The organism is Streptomyces sp. NPDC059247 (assembly GCF_042754005.1).
In the GTDB taxonomy this organism is placed as follows: Bacteria; Actinomycetota; Actinomycetes; order Streptomycetales; family Streptomycetaceae; genus Streptomyces.
Genome location: NZ_JBHYZW010000003.1, coordinates 51,406 through 67,964 on the forward strand (window position 1 = coordinate 51,406; position 16,559 = coordinate 67,964).

14 protein-coding genes and 1 riboswitch are annotated in these 16,559 nt (G+C 74.4%); of the genes, 9 read left to right on the forward strand and 5 right to left on the reverse strand.

Features of this window, described 5'->3' with window-relative positions; translation table 11 throughout:
• Positions 1–146 precede the first annotated feature (146 nt).
• The 3 genes from ACFXGN_RS07340 to ACFXGN_RS07350 all read right to left on the reverse strand — a co-directional run bounded on the left by ACFXGN_RS07340 (position 147) and on the right by ACFXGN_RS07350 (position 3,326).
• Positions 147–947 carry an enoyl-CoA hydratase/isomerase family protein gene (locus tag ACFXGN_RS07340; protein WP_384854696.1) on the reverse strand — a complete coding sequence of 267 codons (801 nt, stop codon included), beginning with the start codon at positions 945–947 and terminating at the stop codon, positions 147–149.
• Positions 948–1,076: 129 nt separating this feature from the next.
• On the reverse strand, positions 1,077–1,298 hold the full coding sequence (locus ACFXGN_RS07345) for a helix-turn-helix domain-containing protein (protein WP_006123601.1): 222 nt from the start codon (positions 1,296–1,298) through the stop codon (positions 1,077–1,079).
• Between the two features lie 429 nt (positions 1,299–1,727).
• Positions 1,728–3,326: an ABC-F family ATP-binding cassette domain-containing protein gene (locus ACFXGN_RS07350; protein ID WP_384854698.1), complete on the reverse strand. Its 1,599-nt coding sequence runs from the start codon at positions 3,324–3,326 to the stop codon at positions 1,728–1,730.
• A gap of 265 nt (positions 3,327–3,591) precedes the next feature.
• Here ACFXGN_RS07350 and ACFXGN_RS07355 point away from each other — a divergent pair, with 265 nt between their 5' ends.
• Together ACFXGN_RS07355 and ACFXGN_RS07360 are read left to right on the forward strand one after the other, a co-directional pair.
• Positions 3,592–4,482, forward strand: coding sequence for a neutral zinc metallopeptidase (locus tag ACFXGN_RS07355; protein WP_384854701.1), 891 nt, complete (start codon positions 3,592–3,594; stop codon positions 4,480–4,482).
• A 68-nt stretch (positions 4,483–4,550) separates the two neighbouring features.
• Entirely contained in the window at positions 4,551–4,952 is a 402-nt protein-coding gene (locus ACFXGN_RS07360; protein WP_384854704.1) for a VOC family protein, read from the forward strand.
• Positions 4,953–4,995: 43 nt separating this feature from the next.
• On the opposite strand, the gene ACFXGN_RS07365 is transcribed toward ACFXGN_RS07360, so the two are convergent.
• Both ACFXGN_RS07365 and ACFXGN_RS07370 read right to left on the reverse strand, forming a co-directional pair.
• A complete protein-coding gene (locus ACFXGN_RS07365) occupies positions 4,996–6,393 on the reverse strand; it encodes a hypothetical protein (RefSeq protein ID WP_384854707.1) in 1,398 nt (465 codons plus the stop codon).
• Between the two features lie 114 nt (positions 6,394–6,507).
• Complete coding sequence (locus ACFXGN_RS07370; protein WP_384854709.1) at positions 6,508–7,635, reverse strand: alpha/beta hydrolase; 1,128 nt, start codon at positions 7,633–7,635, stop codon at positions 6,508–6,510.
• A 373-nt stretch (positions 7,636–8,008) separates the two neighbouring features.
• Between ACFXGN_RS07370 and ACFXGN_RS07375 the strand changes: the two genes are divergently transcribed.
• The 7 genes from ACFXGN_RS07375 (at position 8,009) to ACFXGN_RS07405 (ending at position 16,558) form a co-directional block, all read left to right on the forward strand.
• On the forward strand, positions 8,009–9,283 hold the full coding sequence (locus ACFXGN_RS07375; RefSeq protein ID WP_384854711.1) for an anion permease: 1,275 nt from the start codon (positions 8,009–8,011) through the stop codon (positions 9,281–9,283).
• 12 nt (positions 9,284–9,295) lie between these two features.
• On the forward strand, positions 9,296–9,517 hold the full coding sequence (locus ACFXGN_RS07380; RefSeq protein WP_366443083.1) for a hypothetical protein: 222 nt from the start codon (positions 9,296–9,298) through the stop codon (positions 9,515–9,517).
• A 124-nt stretch (positions 9,518–9,641) separates the two neighbouring features.
• A riboswitch (cobalamin riboswitch) is annotated at positions 9,642–9,785 on the forward strand.
• A gap of 31 nt (positions 9,786–9,816) precedes the next feature.
• Positions 9,817–10,779: a cobalamin biosynthesis protein gene (locus tag ACFXGN_RS07385; RefSeq protein WP_384854714.1), complete on the forward strand. Its 963-nt coding sequence runs from the start codon at positions 9,817–9,819 to the stop codon at positions 10,777–10,779.
• Positions 10,776–12,284 (forward strand): cobyric acid synthase, encoded by a 1,509-nt coding sequence (locus ACFXGN_RS07390; RefSeq protein WP_384854716.1) that lies wholly within the window; start codon positions 10,776–10,778, stop codon positions 12,282–12,284. Before ACFXGN_RS07385 ends, ACFXGN_RS07390 begins: the two co-directional genes overlap by 4 nt.
• Positions 12,285–12,396: 112 nt before the next feature.
• Positions 12,397–14,550, forward strand: a complete 2,154-nt coding sequence (locus tag ACFXGN_RS07395) for a putative cobaltochelatase (protein WP_384854719.1) — start codon at positions 12,397–12,399, stop codon at positions 14,548–14,550.
• Positions 14,550–15,158, forward strand: a complete 609-nt coding sequence (gene cobO / locus ACFXGN_RS07400; RefSeq protein ID WP_366443079.1) for a cob(I)yrinic acid a,c-diamide adenosyltransferase — start codon at positions 14,550–14,552, stop codon at positions 15,156–15,158. The genes ACFXGN_RS07395 and cobO overlap by 1 nt, the downstream gene beginning before the upstream one ends.
• Positions 15,152–16,558 carry a cobyrinate a,c-diamide synthase gene (locus tag ACFXGN_RS07405; RefSeq protein ID WP_384854722.1) on the forward strand — a complete coding sequence of 469 codons (1,407 nt, stop codon included), beginning with the start codon at positions 15,152–15,154 and terminating at the stop codon, positions 16,556–16,558. Before cobO ends, ACFXGN_RS07405 begins: the two co-directional genes overlap by 7 nt.
• Position 16,559: the final 1 nt, after the last annotated feature.

Sequence of the window (16,559 nt, forward strand, 5' to 3'; positions counted from 1 at the left end):
GCACGCCCGGAAGGCCCACCCCGGCACCCCCGCCCCGGCTTCCCACCCGCACCGCCCCCGCCCGGGAGGGGCGGTACCGGCGCCGGGCGGGCGCCGCCGTACGGTCCGGGGCGCGGGTCCGGGGCGCCTGGGCGCAGCCGGTGGTGTCAGTCGCCGATGCCCGCGAGGTCCCGCAGGCGGCGGGCCTGGGCGGCGCGCTCGGCGGCGCGCTGCTCCTCGTACGAGCGGCCCTGGACGCCCCGCAGGAGCGCCTTGGTCTCGGTGACCGCGTCGCGGGGTGCCGCGAGCAGGGCGGCGGTGAGGTCCCGTACCGCCGCGTCGAGGTCCTCGGCGGGCACGGAGAGGTTGGCGAGGCCGATGCGCTCGGCCTCCTCGGCGTGCACGAAGCGGCCGGTGGCGCAGATCTCCAGCGCGCGGGCGTACCCCACGAGCGAGACGAGCGGGTGCGTCCCGGTCAGGTCCGGGACGAGACCCAGGCTGGTCTCGCGCATGGCGAACCGCACGTCCTCGGCGACGACCCGCAGGTCGCAGGCGAGGGCGAGCTGGAAGCCCGCGCCGATGGCGTGCCCCTGGACCGCCGCGATCGACACGAGGTCGCTGCGGCGCCACCAGGTGAACGCCTCCTGGTACTCGCTGATGACCGCGTCGAGGTCCTCGTCGGAACCGCGCGCGAGGTCGAGGAAGGACGGCTCTCCGTCGAAGCCCTCGGGCGTGAACGCCTGCCGGTCGAGTCCGGCGGAGAAGGACTTGCCCTCACCGCGCAGCACCACGACCCGCACGCTGCCGGGCAATGACCGGCCGGCTTCCGTCAACGCCCGCCACAGAGCGGGAGACTGGGCGTTGCGCTTCGCCGGATGGGTCAGGGTCACCGTGGCAACGGCGTCCTCGACGGTGAGCCGTACACCGTCCTTGTCGATGACGGGTTCAGAGTCGTCGAGCGTGGTCATGGGGCGCCTCCGGTTCCGGTGCAGCACTCTGTCCGATGCTAAGTGACTGCACAGTAACCACCCGGGCCGGTCCGGGGACCGACCGGGTGGCCACCGGGAGACCCGGTGGCCGGTCGAGGCACCCCGGCATCAGGCCGAGGCCGCCTTCTTGCCCCGGGTCGCTCCGCCGCGTCCACGCAGCGTGACTCCGGATTCGCTGAGCATCCGGTGGACGAATCCGTAGGAGCGGCCGGTTTCCTCGGCCAGCGCCCGGATGCTCGCACCGGAGTCGTACTTCTTCTTCAGGTCTGCCGCGAGCTTGTCGCGCGCGGCGCCGGTCACCCGGCTGCCCTTCTTCAGAGTCTCGGCCACCCGTGCCTCCTCATGGGAAGTGCGCTCTGGACTTCTCATGATCACCCCTCCCGTCCATCCTGGCCACCCATTCGACAAGGTCCGTGCCGCCGGGTTTGTGGACGAGTGCCGCGCCACCACGATCGGAATCCTTGATTCCGGTGGCGGGAAAACCCGGCCCGCGCCCCTCGGGGGCGGGAAGTCCCAGGTCAGCGGCGCGGCGGAGGAAAGCGAGCGGCGCGGGTCCGCCGGAAGGATTCGGCAGAGCACCGCGCCGGGAGGTACGAGACGCCCTCACTCAGATGATGGATCACCCATGGGCCGAATGATCCAGCCGATGATGATCACTCCCTTCGGCCACGCAGCGCGCCCGGGGCGTCACGGCCCGCTTCCGGGGCCGCCACCGGGTGTCGCCGGGCCGTCACGGTGCGCGCCCGGGGGCGCCCCGTGTCAGGCGAGGGTCACCAGGTCCGCGTAGTCCGGGCCCCACAGGTCCTCGACGCCGTCCGGGAGCAGGATGATCCGCTCCGGCTCCAGCGCCTCCACCGCGCCCTCGTCGTGGGTGACGAGGACGACGGCGCCCTTGTAGGTGCGCAGGGCCCCGAGGATCTCCTCGCGGCTCGCCGGGTCGAGGTTGTTGGTGGGCTCGTCGAGGAGGAGGACGTTCGCCGAGGAGACGACCAGGGTGGCCAGGGCCAGCCGGGTCTTCTCGCCGCCGGAGAGCACGCCGGCGGGCTTGTCGACGTCGTCGCCGGAGAACAGGAAGGAGCCGAGCGTCTTGCGCACGTCGACGAGGTCGAGGTCGGGCGCGGCGGAGCGCATGTTCTCCAGGACGCTGCGCTCGGGGTCGAGCGTCTCGTGCTCCTGGGCGTAGTAGCCGAGCTTGAGGCCGTGGCCGGGGGTCACCTCGCCCGTGTCGGGCTTCTCGGCACCGGCGAGCAGCCGCAGCAGCGTGGTCTTGCCCGCGCCGTTGAGGCCGAGGATGACGACGCGGGAGCCCTTGTCGATGGCGAGGTCCACATCGGTGAAGATCTCCAGCGAGCCGTAGGACTTGGAGAGCCCCTCGGCCGTGAGCGGGGTCTTGCCGCAGGGCGCGGGCTCCGGGAAGCGGAGCTTGGCGACCTTGTCGGAGGCGCGGACCGCCTCGAGGCCGGAGAGCAGCCGCTCGGCGCGCTTGGCCATGTTCTGCGCGGCGACGGTCTTGGTCGCCTTGGCGCGCATCTTGTCGGCCTGCGAGTTGAGGGCGGCGGCCTTCTTCTCGGCGTTCTGGCGCTCGCGCTTGCGGCGCTTCTCGTCGGCCTCGCGCTGCTGCTGGTAGAGCTTCCAGCCCATGTTGTAGACGTCGATCGTGGAGCGGTTGGCGTCCAGGTAGAAGACCTTGTTGACCACGGTCTCGACGAGGTCGACGTCGTGGGAGATGACGATGAAGCCGCCCCGGTAGCTCTTCAGGTAGTCGCGCAGCCAGACGATGGAGTCGGCGTCGAGGTGGTTGGTCGGCTCGTCGAGCAGGAGCGTGTCGGCGTCCGAGAAGAGGATGCGGGCCAGCTCGACCCGGCGGCGCTGACCGCCGGAGAGGGTGTGCAGCGGCTGGCCCATGACCCGGTCGGGCAGGCCCAGGGCGGCGGCGATGGTGGAGGCCTCGGCCTCGGCCGCGTATCCGCCCTTGGTGAGGAACTCGGTCTCCTGGCGCTCGTACTGCTTCATCGCCTTGTCGCGGGTGCCGCCGGAGCCGGTGGCGATGCGCTCCTCGTTCATCCGCATCTTCTTGATGAGGGTGTCGAGGCCGCGGGCGGAGAGGATGCGGTCGCGGGCCAGCACGTCGAGGTCGCCGGTGCGCGGGTCCTGCGGGAGGTAGCCGACCTCGCCGGAGCGGGTGATGGTGCCCCCGGCGGGCACGCCCTGGCCGGCGAGGCACTTGGTGAGGGTGGTCTTGCCCGCTCCGTTGCGACCGACGAGGCCGATGCGGTCGCCCTTGGCGACTCGGAAGGAAGCGGACTCGATGAGGACACGGGCGCCGGCGCGCAGCTCGATGCCGGATGCGGTGATCACGGACAGACTCCAGGACGATGGGAAGGGCGGAAGGAACTGCTGGGGAGGGCTTCGACGCCGCTAACCCACGAGGAGAATGGCCATGCGGCCAGTCTAACGGGCACCTGCAACTGCTTTTCGGCCACGCGGACGGCGGGGCGGACGGCCGCCCTTTCCGGGCCTTACCGCCATTGCCTCAGAAAAGGGGCGATCGGCCAGGGATCATCCGATACTCGGCGCAGGGCGGCGGCCTCTGCCGCGGCGGCGACGCGGAGGAGGGTGGACCGTGCAGTTCGACGACGACGCCGACCTGGACACCTCGGAGGTCAAGGACGTCCGGGGCAGCCGCGTCCCCGGCGGGAGGGCGACCATCGGCGGCGGCATCGCCGGGGTCGTCGCGCTGCTCCTCGGGCTGTTCTTCGGGATCGGTCCCGAGCAGCTCGGGCTCTCCTCCGGCAACGACGAACCGGCGGCGACCGCGTCCTCGGTCGCCCAGGTCGACCAGAGCTGCCGGAAGGGCTCCGACGCCAACACGCGCGCGGACTGCCGGATCGTCGCCGTCGTCAACAGCGTGCAGGACTACTGGCGGGCCGCGTACGCGCGCCGGGGCGGTACGTACGCGAACGCCCGGACCGTGCTGTTCAGCGGCCGGGTCGCCACCGCGTGCGGCACCGCGACCTCGGCCGTCGGGCCCTTCTACTGCCCCGGCGACCGGCAGGTCTACCTGGACCTGGGCTTCTTCGACGAGCTGCGCACCACGTTCGGGTCGAGGGGCGGGCCCTTCGCCGAGGCGTACGTGGTGGCGCACGAGTACGGCCACCACGTCCAGAACCTGATGGGGACGCTGAGCCGCGCCCAGGACGGGCGGACCGGCGCGGACTCCAACGCCGTCAAGGTCGAGCTCCAGGCGGACTGCTACGCGGGGGTGTGGGCGCGGCACGCGACCACCAGCCCCGACGACCGGACGGGCCGGCCGCTGCTCACCCGGCTCACCGACGCGGACGTCCGGGACGGCCTGGACGCGGCGGCGGCGGTGGGGGACGACCGCGTCCAGGAGCGGTTCCAGGGCCGGGTGACACCGGAGAACTGGACGCACGGCTCGGCGGCGCAGCGTCAGCGGTGGTTCCTGGAGGGCTACCGGACCGGTGACATGGCCCGGTGCGACACGTTCCGCTGACCTGTCGGAGGCGGCTGCGAGAATGAGACCCGGGTCACACGGGAACGGATCGAGAGGAAGTGATCGGGATGACCGGGGCACCCCAGGTCTGTCCGACCCTGCTGTACGCGGACGCGAAGGCGGCGGTCGCGCAGCTCACGGACGCGTTCGGGTTCACCGCGACGGCGGTGTACGAGGGCGAGGACGGGCGGATCGCGCACGCCGAGCTGTCGTACGGGAACGGGATGGTGATGCTGGGCAGCAAGGGCACCGGGAGCGAGTTCGACCGGCTGATGACCGGTGCGGGCCCGGTCGGCGTCTATGTGCACGTGGACGACGCCGACGCCCACCACGCGCGCGCGGTCGCCCACGGCGCCGAGATCGTGCTGCCGCTCCGGGACCAGGACTACGGCTCGCGGGAGTACGCGGCACGGGACGCCGAGGGGAACGTCTGGAGCTTCGGGACGTATCTGCCCGGCGCCGCCGAGTAGCGGGGCGCCGGGCGGAGGACGGGACGCGCCGGGCCGGGGCCCGTCACGCTCCCCCGGTGTGGACCTGGAAGGCGGCCCTGCGGACCGCCTTCGCCAGGGCCGGGTCCGGGTGGGCGGCGGCGAGGGCGACCAGGACCTGGACCGTACGGGGGTGACCGACGGCGCGGACCTCGTCGAGCAGCGCCGGGACGGTGCCCTGCACGGCGGAGTCGAGGTGCCGGACGAGCAGCGTGCTCTCGCCGTGGTCCGCGACGGCCGCCGCCGTGTCCACCCAGAGCCAGGTGGCCTCCTCGCGGGTCAGCACCTCCTGGGCGTCGTCGGGGTCGGCGCCCTCGTACTCGGCGAGCCAGAGCAGGGCGTACGGGCGCAGCGACGGCTCGGCGACGGTGGCGCGGACCTCGGCCTCTGCGGGGGCGCCGACGACCCGGAGCGCCTCGAAGGCGAGCCCGCGCAGCAGGGCGTCCTCGCCCCGGGCGACGGTGAGGAGTTCGGTCACCGCGCTGGAGAGGGTGCGGGCGGCGAGCCAGGCGCGGTATTCGGCGCGGGCGGGTCCGGGGGTGAGCCGGGCGCAGCCCCTGAGCATGTCCTCGGCGGACTGCTCGATGTTGCCCGCGGGGCTCTGCGCGGCGACGCAGATCTGCTCCAGCTTGACCCAGACCGCCCAGTTGCCGAGCGGGGTGAGGGTGGCGTGGCGCCCTTCGGTGCCGGGGCCGAGGGTGAGCGCGCCGACGGCCGCGAGGCCTTCGAGGGCCCAGTCGAGGAGGGCGGGGAGCCCGTCGGTGCCGGGGGTGTCCTGGGTCTCGGGGGCGGGTTCCGCGGGCGGGACCTCGCAGCGCTCCTCGCGCAGTTCCTCGACGCGCTGGCCGAGGAGGTCGAGGAGGACGGGGACGTCGACCGGGCCCTGGGAGAGCTGGAGGAGCGTGAGGACCTGCGGGAGGGCCTCGACGACCTCGGCGACGGCGCCGGGGGCGACGTCCTCGGGGGACGGGTGCACCAGGGACCAGGCGTCGAGGAGCGCGACCCAGCCGCGCAGCACGGCGGAGTCGTCGCGGTCCCAGGCGTGGAGGCGCCAGCCGGGGCGGGCGGTGCCGCCGTGGAGTTCGACGAGTCCGGCGAGCCGGGCCCGGTCCCAGCCGGCCCGGATCTGGCCGGGTGTCAGGTCCAGTGCGGCGGCGGCCCGTTCCTGGGCGGGGCCGCTGCCGGGGGCCGCGTCGGCGCCGCGCTCGACGGCGGCCCAGCGGGCGATCCGTACGGCGTCGGCGAGGACGTGCCGGGCCTGGCGGGCGAGTTCCGCGCGGGGCGGAGTGCCCTCGGGCGGCCTCGGCGCCGGCCGGGTGCGCCGGGTCGTCACGGCCCGTCGGGCAGTGGCCAGCGCCCGCGGGCGGACGAGTCGGAGTCTGGAGTTGCGCGCCAATGGTTCATCGGGCTTTCGAGACGTCACGGGGGCAGTCTTCCCGCTGACGGCCCGAAAGCCCAATCGGAATCGGCCACCCCGTCGCGGCGGGCGCGGGCGGAGGGGTCCGGGGCCCGGTCGGCCCCGGCCGTCCGGCCCTTCTCAGAGGAGGGGGGTGAGGAAGCGGCGGAGGCCCTCCTCGTAACGGACGGGGTCGGCGTTCCACAGACAGGCGTGCGGGGCGTGCCGGACGGTCTGGAGGGTGACGAGGTCGGGGCGGCGGGCAGCCAGCTCGACGGAGGGTTCCCAGGGGGCGAGGGTGTCGTCGGGGCCGTGCAGCAGGAGGACGGGGACGCGCAGGGCGCCGGGCGCGGAGGCGGCTTCGAGGAGGTCGCCGTGCGGGCCGGTCCTGCCCTGGGCGGCGCGGACGGCGAGCGGGACCAGCGGTCCGGGGACGTGCCGGGCGGCGGCGAGGTTGCGCAGAGTGGCCTCCCAGTCGAGGACCGGGGAGTCGAGGACGAGTCCGGCGATCCGGTCGCGGACGCCGGATTCGGCGGCGGCGCGCAGGGCCATCGTGGCGCCGGTCCCCCAGCCGTGCAGGACGACCTTGGTGGCGCCCCGGCGGAGGGCGTAGCGGAGGGCGGCGTCGACGTCGCGCCATTCGGAGGCGCCGAGGTGGGCGAGGCCGTCGGGGGAGGGCGGCGCGCCCTCGTCGCCCCGGTAGGCGGGGATCAGGACGGGGACCTTGCTCCGGTGGAAGAAGGGGAGGACGTTCAGCGGGTGTTCCCGGGTGGTGCCGAGGCCGTGCAGGGCGATGACCCAGGTGGTGCGGGGGGCGGCGGCCAGCCAGGCGGGCAGGGGGCCGAGTTCGCCGGGGATCTCGGTGTCCTCGTGGGGGATGCCGAGGGCGGAGGCCGGGGTGCCCCGGTGGAGCTGGGGGGTGAGGCGGACGCGGACTCCGGGGGCGACGACGCCCAGCTCGACCCGTTCCAGGCGCCGGACGACGGTGTCGGCGGTGTGCGGGACATGGTCGAGGACGGGGCCGACGACGGCGTGCAGGCCGTGGCCCTCGATGCCGTAGGTGCCGGGGCGCAGTGAGGCGAGGTCGCGGGTGAGGGTGATCTGTCCGGGACCGGTGGCGTGCACGGTCAGCCGGGGTTCCCCGGGCAGGGGACGTCCGGACGGTGCCTTGAGGACGGCATCGCTGGCGTACCGGCCGGCCGCGACCGCGACCGCGCCGACACCGAGCAGGGTGGTGACGGCCGCTGCCGTCGCTGTAGCCGGGCGCACGTTCCCAGTCTCGGCAGGGTGGCGGCGGGCTGCCACCGGACGGGGCCGACCGGGGGTCCGGGGAGCGGTCCCGGGGTCCCCCGGGGGAGTGACATGGGTCTCCTCAGGGGGGTCCCCCGGTCGGATGATCCGGTCCGGGGAGCGGAACCGGGTGGCGGGGGTGGAACCGGGACAGGTCGTACGTGCCCGGTGTCGTCCGGGATTACCCGGGGTTGCGGGGTGACCGCATCGTGGACAGCGGGTGCTCCGGAGCCATAAACGGAATCTGTTGACACCGGATAGAGACACCGTCGCGCCCTACCCAGTTCACCTTCCGTTCACCCAGGTTGCTTACGTTCGGCTGGCCACTGACGTCAAACGATTGCCTGGGTAAATGGAACACATCACGCTGCTGCTCGCCATTGTGGTCGTGACAGCTCTCGTGTTCGATTTCACGAACGGTTTCCACGACACCGCGAACGCGATGGCCACGACCATCTCGACCGGTGCGCTCAAGCCCAAGACGGCGGTGGCCATGTCCGCCGTGCTCAACCTCGTCGGCGCGTTCCTGTCCGTGGAGGTCGCCAAGACGATCTCCGGCGGGATCATCAACGAAGAGGGCATCCGAACAGAGGTGATCTTCGCCGCGCTGGTCGGCGCGATCCTGTGGAACCTGCTGACCTGGCTCCTGGGCCTGCCGTCCAGCTCCTCCCACGCCCTCTTCGGCGGCCTCATCGGCGCCGCGGTCATGTCGGCCGGCTGGTCGGCCGTGAACGGCCCGACGATCATCACCAAGGTGCTGATCCCGGCCATCGCCGCCCCGCTCGTCGCCGGTCTCGCCGCGATGCTGGCGACCCGCCTGACGTACAAGATCGGCGCGAAGACCGAGCAGAAGCACACCGCCAAGGGCTACCGGGTCGGCCAGATCGCCTCCGCCGGTCTCGTCTCGCTGGCCCACGGCACCAACGACGCCCAGAAGACGATGGGCATCATCACCCTGGCGCTGGTCACCCAGGGCGTCGTCGCCCCCGGTGCCAACCCGCCCTTCTGGGTCATCGTCTCCGCCGGTGTCGCGATCGCCCTCGGCACCTACCTCGGCGGCTGGCGCATCATCCGCACCATGGGCAAGGGCCTCACCGACCTCCAGCCGCAGCAGGGCTTCACCGCCCAGACCAGCGCCGCGACGGTCATCCTGGCCTCCTCGCACCTCGGCTTCTCCCTCTCCACCACCCAGTCCTGCTCGGGTGCCGTGATGGGTGCCGGTCTCGGCCGCAAGGGCGGTGTCGTCCGCTGGTCGACCGCGACCCGGATGTTCGTCGCCTGGGGCCTGACCCTGCCCGCCGCGGGTCTGGTCGGCGCCGGTGCCGAGTTCCTCACCAAGCAGGGCCCCTGGGGCATCGCCGCCACCGCGGCCGTCCTGGTCGGCGGCTCGGCCTACATCTGGGTGCTGTCCCGCCGCAAGCCGGTCGACCACCACAACGTCAACGAGGTCGAGTCCGACGCCCCGGCGGAGCCCGCGGGCGTGGTGACCACCGCGATGGCCGCCGTCACCCCGCCGCCGCCGGCCGGCTCCTTCGCCGCCGTCACGGACGCGGACCTGAAGACGACCATCCCGGCCCCGGCCCCCATCGACCCGTCCGCTCCCCCGGCCTCCGCCGCAGCGGTGTAAGGAACGAACGACATGAAGATCGACTGGGCGGCCCTCGGCTCCGTGTTCGGAGTCAGCCTCGTGGCCACGCTCGCCCTCGTGGGCCTCTTCACCCTCGGCATCGTCGGCCTCTCCAAGCAGGAGCAGGCCGCCGCCCGGGGCGGCTCCGCCGTCCTGGCCCGCACCGGCGCCTACGCCTGCTTCGCCCTGTGCGTGGCGGCCGTGTCGTACGGCATCTACCTGATCGTCGCCTGACGGTCCACGCCCCCCGGAGGCCGGGTGGCCGCACCTCGTGTGCGGCCACCCGGCCTCCGCGCGTCCGGGCCGTGTCTGTGGTGCTCCGCACAGTGACCCGTCGCAGGTCAAGGTGAGTTGACGGCTGTTCTCGGGGCGTGGTGGACTGCCGGGGCCAAGACGGCGGCAGAAGAGGAAGTCCGGTGCGAATCCGGCGCGGTCCCGCCACTGTGACCGGATCCGAGGGGTCCGGGAGCCAGGAACTCTCGCCGCCGGTGACGTCGATCCAGGGCGCGGACCCTGAGTGAGGACGGAGCGCCATGCCCGGCCGCCCCAGTACCACCGGTGTGTTCGCGTGCGGCGCCGCCGCCGGTCTCGCCGTGGACCTGCTCGTCGGCGACCCCCGGAGGGGCCATCCCGTCGCCGCGTTCGGCCGGGCCGCCGCCGCCGTCGAGGACCGCCTCCACCACGACCACCGGGGCTGGGGCACCCTGCACACCGCCGTCTGCGCCGGGACCGCCGCGGCCCTGGGCGCCCTCGCCGCGCGGACCGTGCGGAACCGGCCGTCCGCCGCCGTCGCCCTCACCGCCGTCTCCGTCTGGGCCGTGGTCGGCGGGACGACCCTGGGCCGGGAGGCCCGCGCGATCGGCGGGGCGCTGGCCGCCGGGGACCTGGAGGTGGCCCGGGAGCGGCTGCCGCACCTGTGCGGGCGCGACCCGCAGTCCCTGGACGGGCCCGCGATGGCCCGCGCCGTCGTCGAGTCCGTCGCCGAGAACACCTCCGACGCCGTGGTCGGCGCCCTGTTCTGGGGCGCGGTCGCGGGCGTGCCGGGGCTGCTCGGCTTCCGTGCCGTCAACACCCTGGACGCGATGGTCGGCCACAAGTCCGCGCGGCACCGCCGCTTCGGCTGGGCCTCGGCCCGGCTCGACGACCTCGCGGGCTGGCCCGGCGCCCGGCTGACGGCCGTCCTCGCCACCGTCGCGGGCGGGGACCCGCGCGGGTCCGTACGGGCCTGGCGGGCGGACGCGGCGCGCCACCCCAGCCCCAACGCGGGCCCCGTCGAGGCGTCCTTCGCGGGCGCGCTCGGCGTACGGCTCGGCGGCACCCTCGCGTACGGCGGCCGGGTCGAGCACCGGCCGGTGCTCAACGCGACGGGCCGGGCCGTCGAGGTGCCCGACATCGAACGGGCGGTCCGGCTGTCCCGCCGGGTCACCGCGCTCACCCTGGCCGTCTGCGTGGGCGGCCGGATACTGACCGACACCGTGAAGCGGAGGACGAAGTGAGGGGTGGGGGGCTGCTGGTCGCCGGTACGACGTCCGACGCCGGGAAGAGCGTCGTGACGGCCGGGATCTGCCGCTGGCTGGTCCGCGAGGGCCTGAAGGTGGCGCCGTTCAAGGGACAGAACATGTCCCTGAACTCCTTCGTGACCCGCGAGGGCGCCGAGATAGGCCGGGCCCAGGCCATGCAGGCGCAGGCCGCCCGGGTGGAGCCGACGGCGCTGATGAACCCGGTGCTCCTCAAGCCGGGCGGCGACCGCTCCAGCCAGGTCGTCCTGATGGGCCGGCCGGTGGGCGAGATGAGCGCCCGGGGCTACCACGGCGGACGGCAGAAGGAGCTGTTCGAGCCGGTGATGGCCTGCCTGGAGGAGCTGCGGAGCACCTACGACGCGGTGATCTGCGAGGGCGCGGGCAGCCCCGCCGAGATCAATCTGCGGCGCACCGACATCGTCAACATGGGGGTCGCGCGGGCCGCGCGGCTGCCCGTCGTGGTGGTCGGCGACATCGACCGGGGCGGGGTCTTCGCCCAGTTCTTCGGCACGACGGCGCTGCTGGCCCCCGAGGACCAGGAACTGGTCGCCGGATACCTGGTGAACAAGTTCCGGGGCGATGTGAGCCTCCTCGAACCGGGCCTCGACATGCTGCACGGGCTGACCGGCCGCCGCACCTTCGGCGTCCTGCCGTACGCGCACGGCCTCGGCATCGACGAGGAGGACGGGCTGCGCGTCTCGCTGCGCGGCACGGTCCGCGAGTCGGTCGTCGCCCCGCCGGTCGGCGCGGACGTGCTGCGGGTCGCGGTCTGCGCCGTACCGCTGATGTCCAACTTCACGGACGTGGACGCGCTGGCGGCCGAGCCGGGCGTCGTCGTCCGGTTCGTCGACCGGCCCGAGGAACTCGTCGACGCGGACCTCGTCGTCGTGCCCGGCACCCGGGGCACGGTCCGGGCGCTGGCCTGGCTGCGCGAGCGGGGACTCGCCGACGCCCTGGTCCGGCGCGCGGCCGAGGGCCGTCCGGTGCTGGGGATCTGCGGCGGCTTCCAGGTCCTCGGCGAGCACATCGACGACGAGGTCGAGTCGAGGGCGGGGGCCGTCGCCGGGCTCGGGCTGCTGCCCGTACGGGTCCGCTTCGCCCGTGAGAAGACCCTCGCCCGGCCGTCCGGCGAGGCCCTCGGGGAACCGGTCGAGGGGTACGAGATCCACCACGGCGTCGCCGAGGTGCTGGGCGGCGAGGCGTTCCTCGACGGATGCCGGGCGGGGTCCGTGTGGGGCACCCACTGGCACGGCTCGCTGGAGAGCGACGGTTTCCGGCGCGCGTTCCTGCGGGAGGTCGCCGCGGCGGCCGGGCGCCGCTTCGTCCCTGCGCCCGGCACCTCGTTCGCGGCGCTCCGCGAGGAGCAGCTCGACCGGCTCGGCGACCTGATCGAGGAACACGCGGACACCGACGCGCTGCTGCGGCTGATCGAGAACGGTCCGCCGCCCGGCCTGCCGTTCGTGCCGCCGGGAGCGCCGTGAGCGCGGGCGGGGCCCCGGGCGCGGGCACCCGTACGGCCGTCCCCACCGGCACCGGAAGCGCGGGGTCCCGGACGGGACGCCCGTGGAGCGAACTCGACGAAAGGACCGGCCGATGAGCGCCCGGTACCCGTTCACCGCCGTCGTCGGCATGGCCGACCTGCGGCTCGCACTGCTGCTCAACGCCGTCAGCCCGGCCGTGGGCGGGGTGCTGGTCCGGGGCGAGAAGGGGACCGCGAAGTCCACCGCCGTCCGGGCGCTCGCCGAACTGCTGCCGCCGGTGCCGGTCGTCGCGGGCTGCCGGTTCAGCTGCGACCCGGCCTCGCCCGACCCGGGCTGCCCCGACGGCCCGCACGACGCCGCCCCGGCGGCCGAGCGGTCCGCGCGGATGGTCGAGCTGCCCGTCGGCGCCTCCGAGGACCGGCTCGTCGGCGCCCTCGACTTCGAGAAGGCGCTCGCCGAGGGCGTGAAGGCCTTCGAGCCGGGGCTGCTCGCCGCCGCGCACCGGGGCATCCTGTACGTCGACGAGGTCAACCTGCTGAGCGACCACCTCATCGACCATCTGCTCGACGCCGCCGCCATGGGCTCCTCGCACGTGGAGCGCGAGGGCGTCTCCGTGCGGCACGCCGCCCGCTTCCTGCTCGTCGGGACGATGAACCCCGAAGAGGGCGAGCTGCGTCCGCAGCTGCTCGACCGGTTCGGCCTCACCGTGGAGGTCGCGGCCTCCCGGGAGCCCGCGCAGCGGGTGGAGGTGGTCCGGCGGCGGCTCGCGTTCGAGGACGACCCGGACGCGTTCGCCGCGCGCTGGGCCGACGAGGAGTCCGCGCTGCGGGCCCGGATCGTCGCCGCCCGCGAACGGCTGCCTCGGGTGGTCCTCGGGGACGCGGCGCTGCTCCAGATCGCCGCGACCTGTGCCGCGTTCGAGGTGGACGGGATGCGCGCCGACATCGTGATGGCCCGGACCGCGACCGCGCTGGCCGCGTGGGCGGACCGGACCGAGGTGGACTCGGAGGACGTGCGGCAGGCCGCGCTCCTCGCGCTGCCCCACCGCCGCCGCCGCAACCCCTTCGACGCGCCCGGTCTCGACGAGGACAAGCTCGACGAGACCCTGGAGCGCTTCAAGGGCGAGGAGCCCCAGGGGGACCCGGACGACGAGCCCGAGCCGGACGGTCCGGGCGACGGCGGCCCGGACGGCGGCCCCGGCGGGGGCGTACCGCCGCAGGGCGAGGGCCCGGACGCGGTGCCGCAGGGCCCGGCGGACGGCCCGGCGCCGGAGGCCCCCGCGCCCGACGCGCCCGCGCCCGACTCCCCCGCGTCCGCTCCGGCGCCCGCCGCGCGGGAGACCGGCGCGGAATCCGGCCCGGACTCCGGCGCGGGCTCCGGCGAGCGCGCCGCCGTCGCCGCCGCCGAGCCGTTCCGCACGAAGGTGCTCAGCGTGCCCGGTCTCGGCGAGGGCGCGGCCGGGCGCCGGTCCCGGGCGCGGACCGAGCAGGGCCGCACCACCGGCTCCGTACGGCCCCGGGGGGCGCTGACCAAGCTGCATCTGACGGCGACCGTACGGGCCGCCGCGCCGCACCAGCGGGCGCGCGGCCGGAGCGGGCCCGGACTGGTGCTGCGCCGGGACGACCTGCGGCAGGCGACACGGGAGGGGCGGGAGGGGAACCTGGTGCTGTTCGCCGTGGACGCCTCCGGTTCGATGGCGGCGCGGCGGCGGATGAGCGCGGTCAAGGGCGCCGTCCTCTCCCTGCTGCTCGACGCCTACCAGCGGCGCGACAAGGTCGGTCTGGTCACCTTCCGGGGCCGGGACGCCGAGGTCGCGCTGCCGCCGACCTCGTCCGTGGACGCCGCCGCCGCCCGGCTCGAACAATTGCCGACGGGCGGCAGGACCCCGCTGTCGGCGGGGCTCCTCAAGGCCCACGACGTGCTGCGGATCGAGCGGCTGCGGGACCCCTCGCGCCGCCCGCTGCTCGTCGTCGTGACCGACGGCCGGGCGACCGGCGGCGGCGCCGACCCGGTGGCGCTCGCGGCCCGCGCGGCCCGGCTGCACGCCGCCGAGGGCATCGCGTCGGTCGTCGTGGACTGCGAGACGGGGCCGGTGCGGCTGGGGCTCGCCCGGGAACTCGCCCGTGAACTCGGCGGCACCGCCGTCACCCTGGAGGAGCTGCGCGCCGACGCGATCGCCGGGCTCGTCAGGGACGTACAGGGGGCGCGTCCGGCTCGCGCGGGGCGCGCGGGACAGACCGCACACACCATCAGGAGGGCCGCTTAATGCCACAGGGACAGCCGACCGTCGTTCCGGACGACGGTCTCACCACCCGTCAGCGCCGCAACCGGGCCCTGGTGATGGTGCACACCGGCGTCGGCAAGGGGAAGTCGACCGCCGCGTTCGGCATGGCGCTGCGCGCCTGGAACCAGGGCTGGCCGGTCGGGGTGTTCCAGTTCGTGAAGTCCGCCAAGTGGAAGGTCGGCGAGGAGAACGCCCTCAAGGCGCTCGGCGAGACCGGCAAGGGCGGCACCGTCACCTGGAACAAGATGGGCGAGGGCTGGTCCTGGATCCAGCGGGAGACCGCCGAGGGCGAGCAGACCCACGAGGAGAAGGCCCGCGAGGGCTGGGAGCAGGTCAAGCGGGACCTCGCCGAGGAGACGTACAAGTTCTACGTCCTCGACGAGTTCGCCTATCTGCTGCACTGGGGCTGGATCGACGTCCAGGAGGTCGTCGAGGTGCTGCGGGACCGTCCCGGGCAGCAGTACGTCGTCATCACCGGCCGCAACGCCCCGGCGGAGCTGGTGGACTTCGCGGACCTCGTCACCGACATGTCCAAGGTCAAGCACCCGATGGACGCCGGGCAGAAGGGCCAGCGGGGCATCGAGTGGTAGCACGTCTCGTCATCGCCGCGCCCTCCTCGGGCGCGGGCAAGACCACGGTCGCGACCGGTCTGATGGCCGCGTTCGCCGGCCGTGGCCTGGCCGTCTCCCCGCACAAGGTCGGCCCCGACTACATCGATCCCGGTTACCACGCCCTGGCGACCGGCCGCCCCGGACGCAACCTCGACTCCTACATGTGCGGTACGGGGCTCGTCGCGCCGCTCTTCGCGCACGGGGCGCGCGGCTGCGACCTGGCCGTGGTCGAAGGGGTCATGGGCCTCTACGACGGGGCCGCCGACCAGGGCGAACTGGCCTCCACCGCGCAGGTGTCGAAGCTTCTGAAGGCGCCCGTGGTGCTGGTCGTCGACGCCTCCTCGCAGTCGCGGTCGGTGGCGGCGCTCGTCCACGGGTTCGCGTCCTGGGACCCGGAGGTGCGGATCGGCGGTGTGATCCTCAACAAGGTGGCCACCGACCGGCACGAGCACCTGCTGCGGGAGGCGCTCGGGGAGTCCGGGGTGCCGGTGCTCGGCGTGCTGCGGCGGGCGCCCGCCGTGGCCACGCCGTCACGGCACCTGGGGCTCGTGCCGGTCGCCGAACGGCAGGCGGCGGCCGTGGCGGCGGTGGCCGCGCAGGCGGAGCAGGTACGGGCCGGGTGCGATCTGGAGGCCCTGCTCGCGCTGGCGCGCAGCGCGCCGGAACTGTCCGCCGAGCCGTGGTCGGCCGGGTCCGCCGAGGTCGGGGCTCCCGGTGGACCGGCCGGGGCCGTTGCAGTGGCCGGGTCGGGGGCCGTCGGGGTGCGGCGGCCGGTGGTCGCCGTCGCCGGAGGGGCCGCTTTCACCTTCTCGTACGCCGAGCACACCGAGCTGCTGACGGCCGCCGGGGCGGAGGTCGTGACCTTCGACCCGCTGCGGGACGAGGAGCTGCCGGAGGGCACCTCGGGGCTGGTGATCGGCGGCGGGTTCCCCGAGATGTACGGGGAGGCGCTGTCCGCCAACGAGCCGCTGCGGAAGGCCGTGGCCTCGCTGGCCGCGTCGGGGGCGCCGGTCGCCGCCGAGTGCGCCGGACTGCTGTATCTGGCGCGGTCGCTCGACGGCCTTCCGATGTGCGGGGTGCTCGACGCCGACGCCCGGATGTCGGAGCGGCTCACGCTCGGGTACCGGGACGCCGTCGCCGTCAGCGACAGCGTCCTCGCGCCCGCCGGGGCGCGGATGCGGGGCCACGAGTTCCACCGGACCGTGATCGAGCCGGGCGCCGGTGAGCTGCCCGCGTGGGGCCTGCGGCAGCCCGAGCGGCGGGTCGAGGGCTTCGTACGACGGGGAGTGCACGCCAGTTACGTGCACACCCACTGGGCGGGCGCGCCGGGGGTGGCCGCGCGGTTCGTCGGGCACTGCGCGGGCGGTCCGGTCGCGTGAG

Coding starts and splice junctions, on each gene's coding strand:
- ACFXGN_RS07340 (WP_384854696.1), bottom strand. CDS start 947: ATGACCACGCTCGACGACTCTGAACCCGTCATCGACAAGGACGGTGTA.
- ACFXGN_RS07360 (WP_384854704.1), top strand. CDS start 4,551: ATGACCGGGGCACCCCAGGTCTGTCCGACCCTGCTGTACGCGGACGCG.
- ACFXGN_RS07375 (WP_384854711.1), top strand. CDS start 8,009: ATGGAACACATCACGCTGCTGCTCGCCATTGTGGTCGTGACAGCTCTC.
- ACFXGN_RS07380 (WP_366443083.1), top strand. CDS start 9,296: ATGAAGATCGACTGGGCGGCCCTCGGCTCCGTGTTCGGAGTCAGCCTC.
- ACFXGN_RS07385 (WP_384854714.1), top strand. CDS start 9,817: ATGCCCGGCCGCCCCAGTACCACCGGTGTGTTCGCGTGCGGCGCCGCC.
- ACFXGN_RS07395 (WP_384854719.1), top strand. CDS start 12,397: ATGAGCGCCCGGTACCCGTTCACCGCCGTCGTCGGCATGGCCGACCTG.
- cobO (WP_366443079.1), top strand. CDS start 14,550: ATGCCACAGGGACAGCCGACCGTCGTTCCGGACGACGGTCTCACCACC.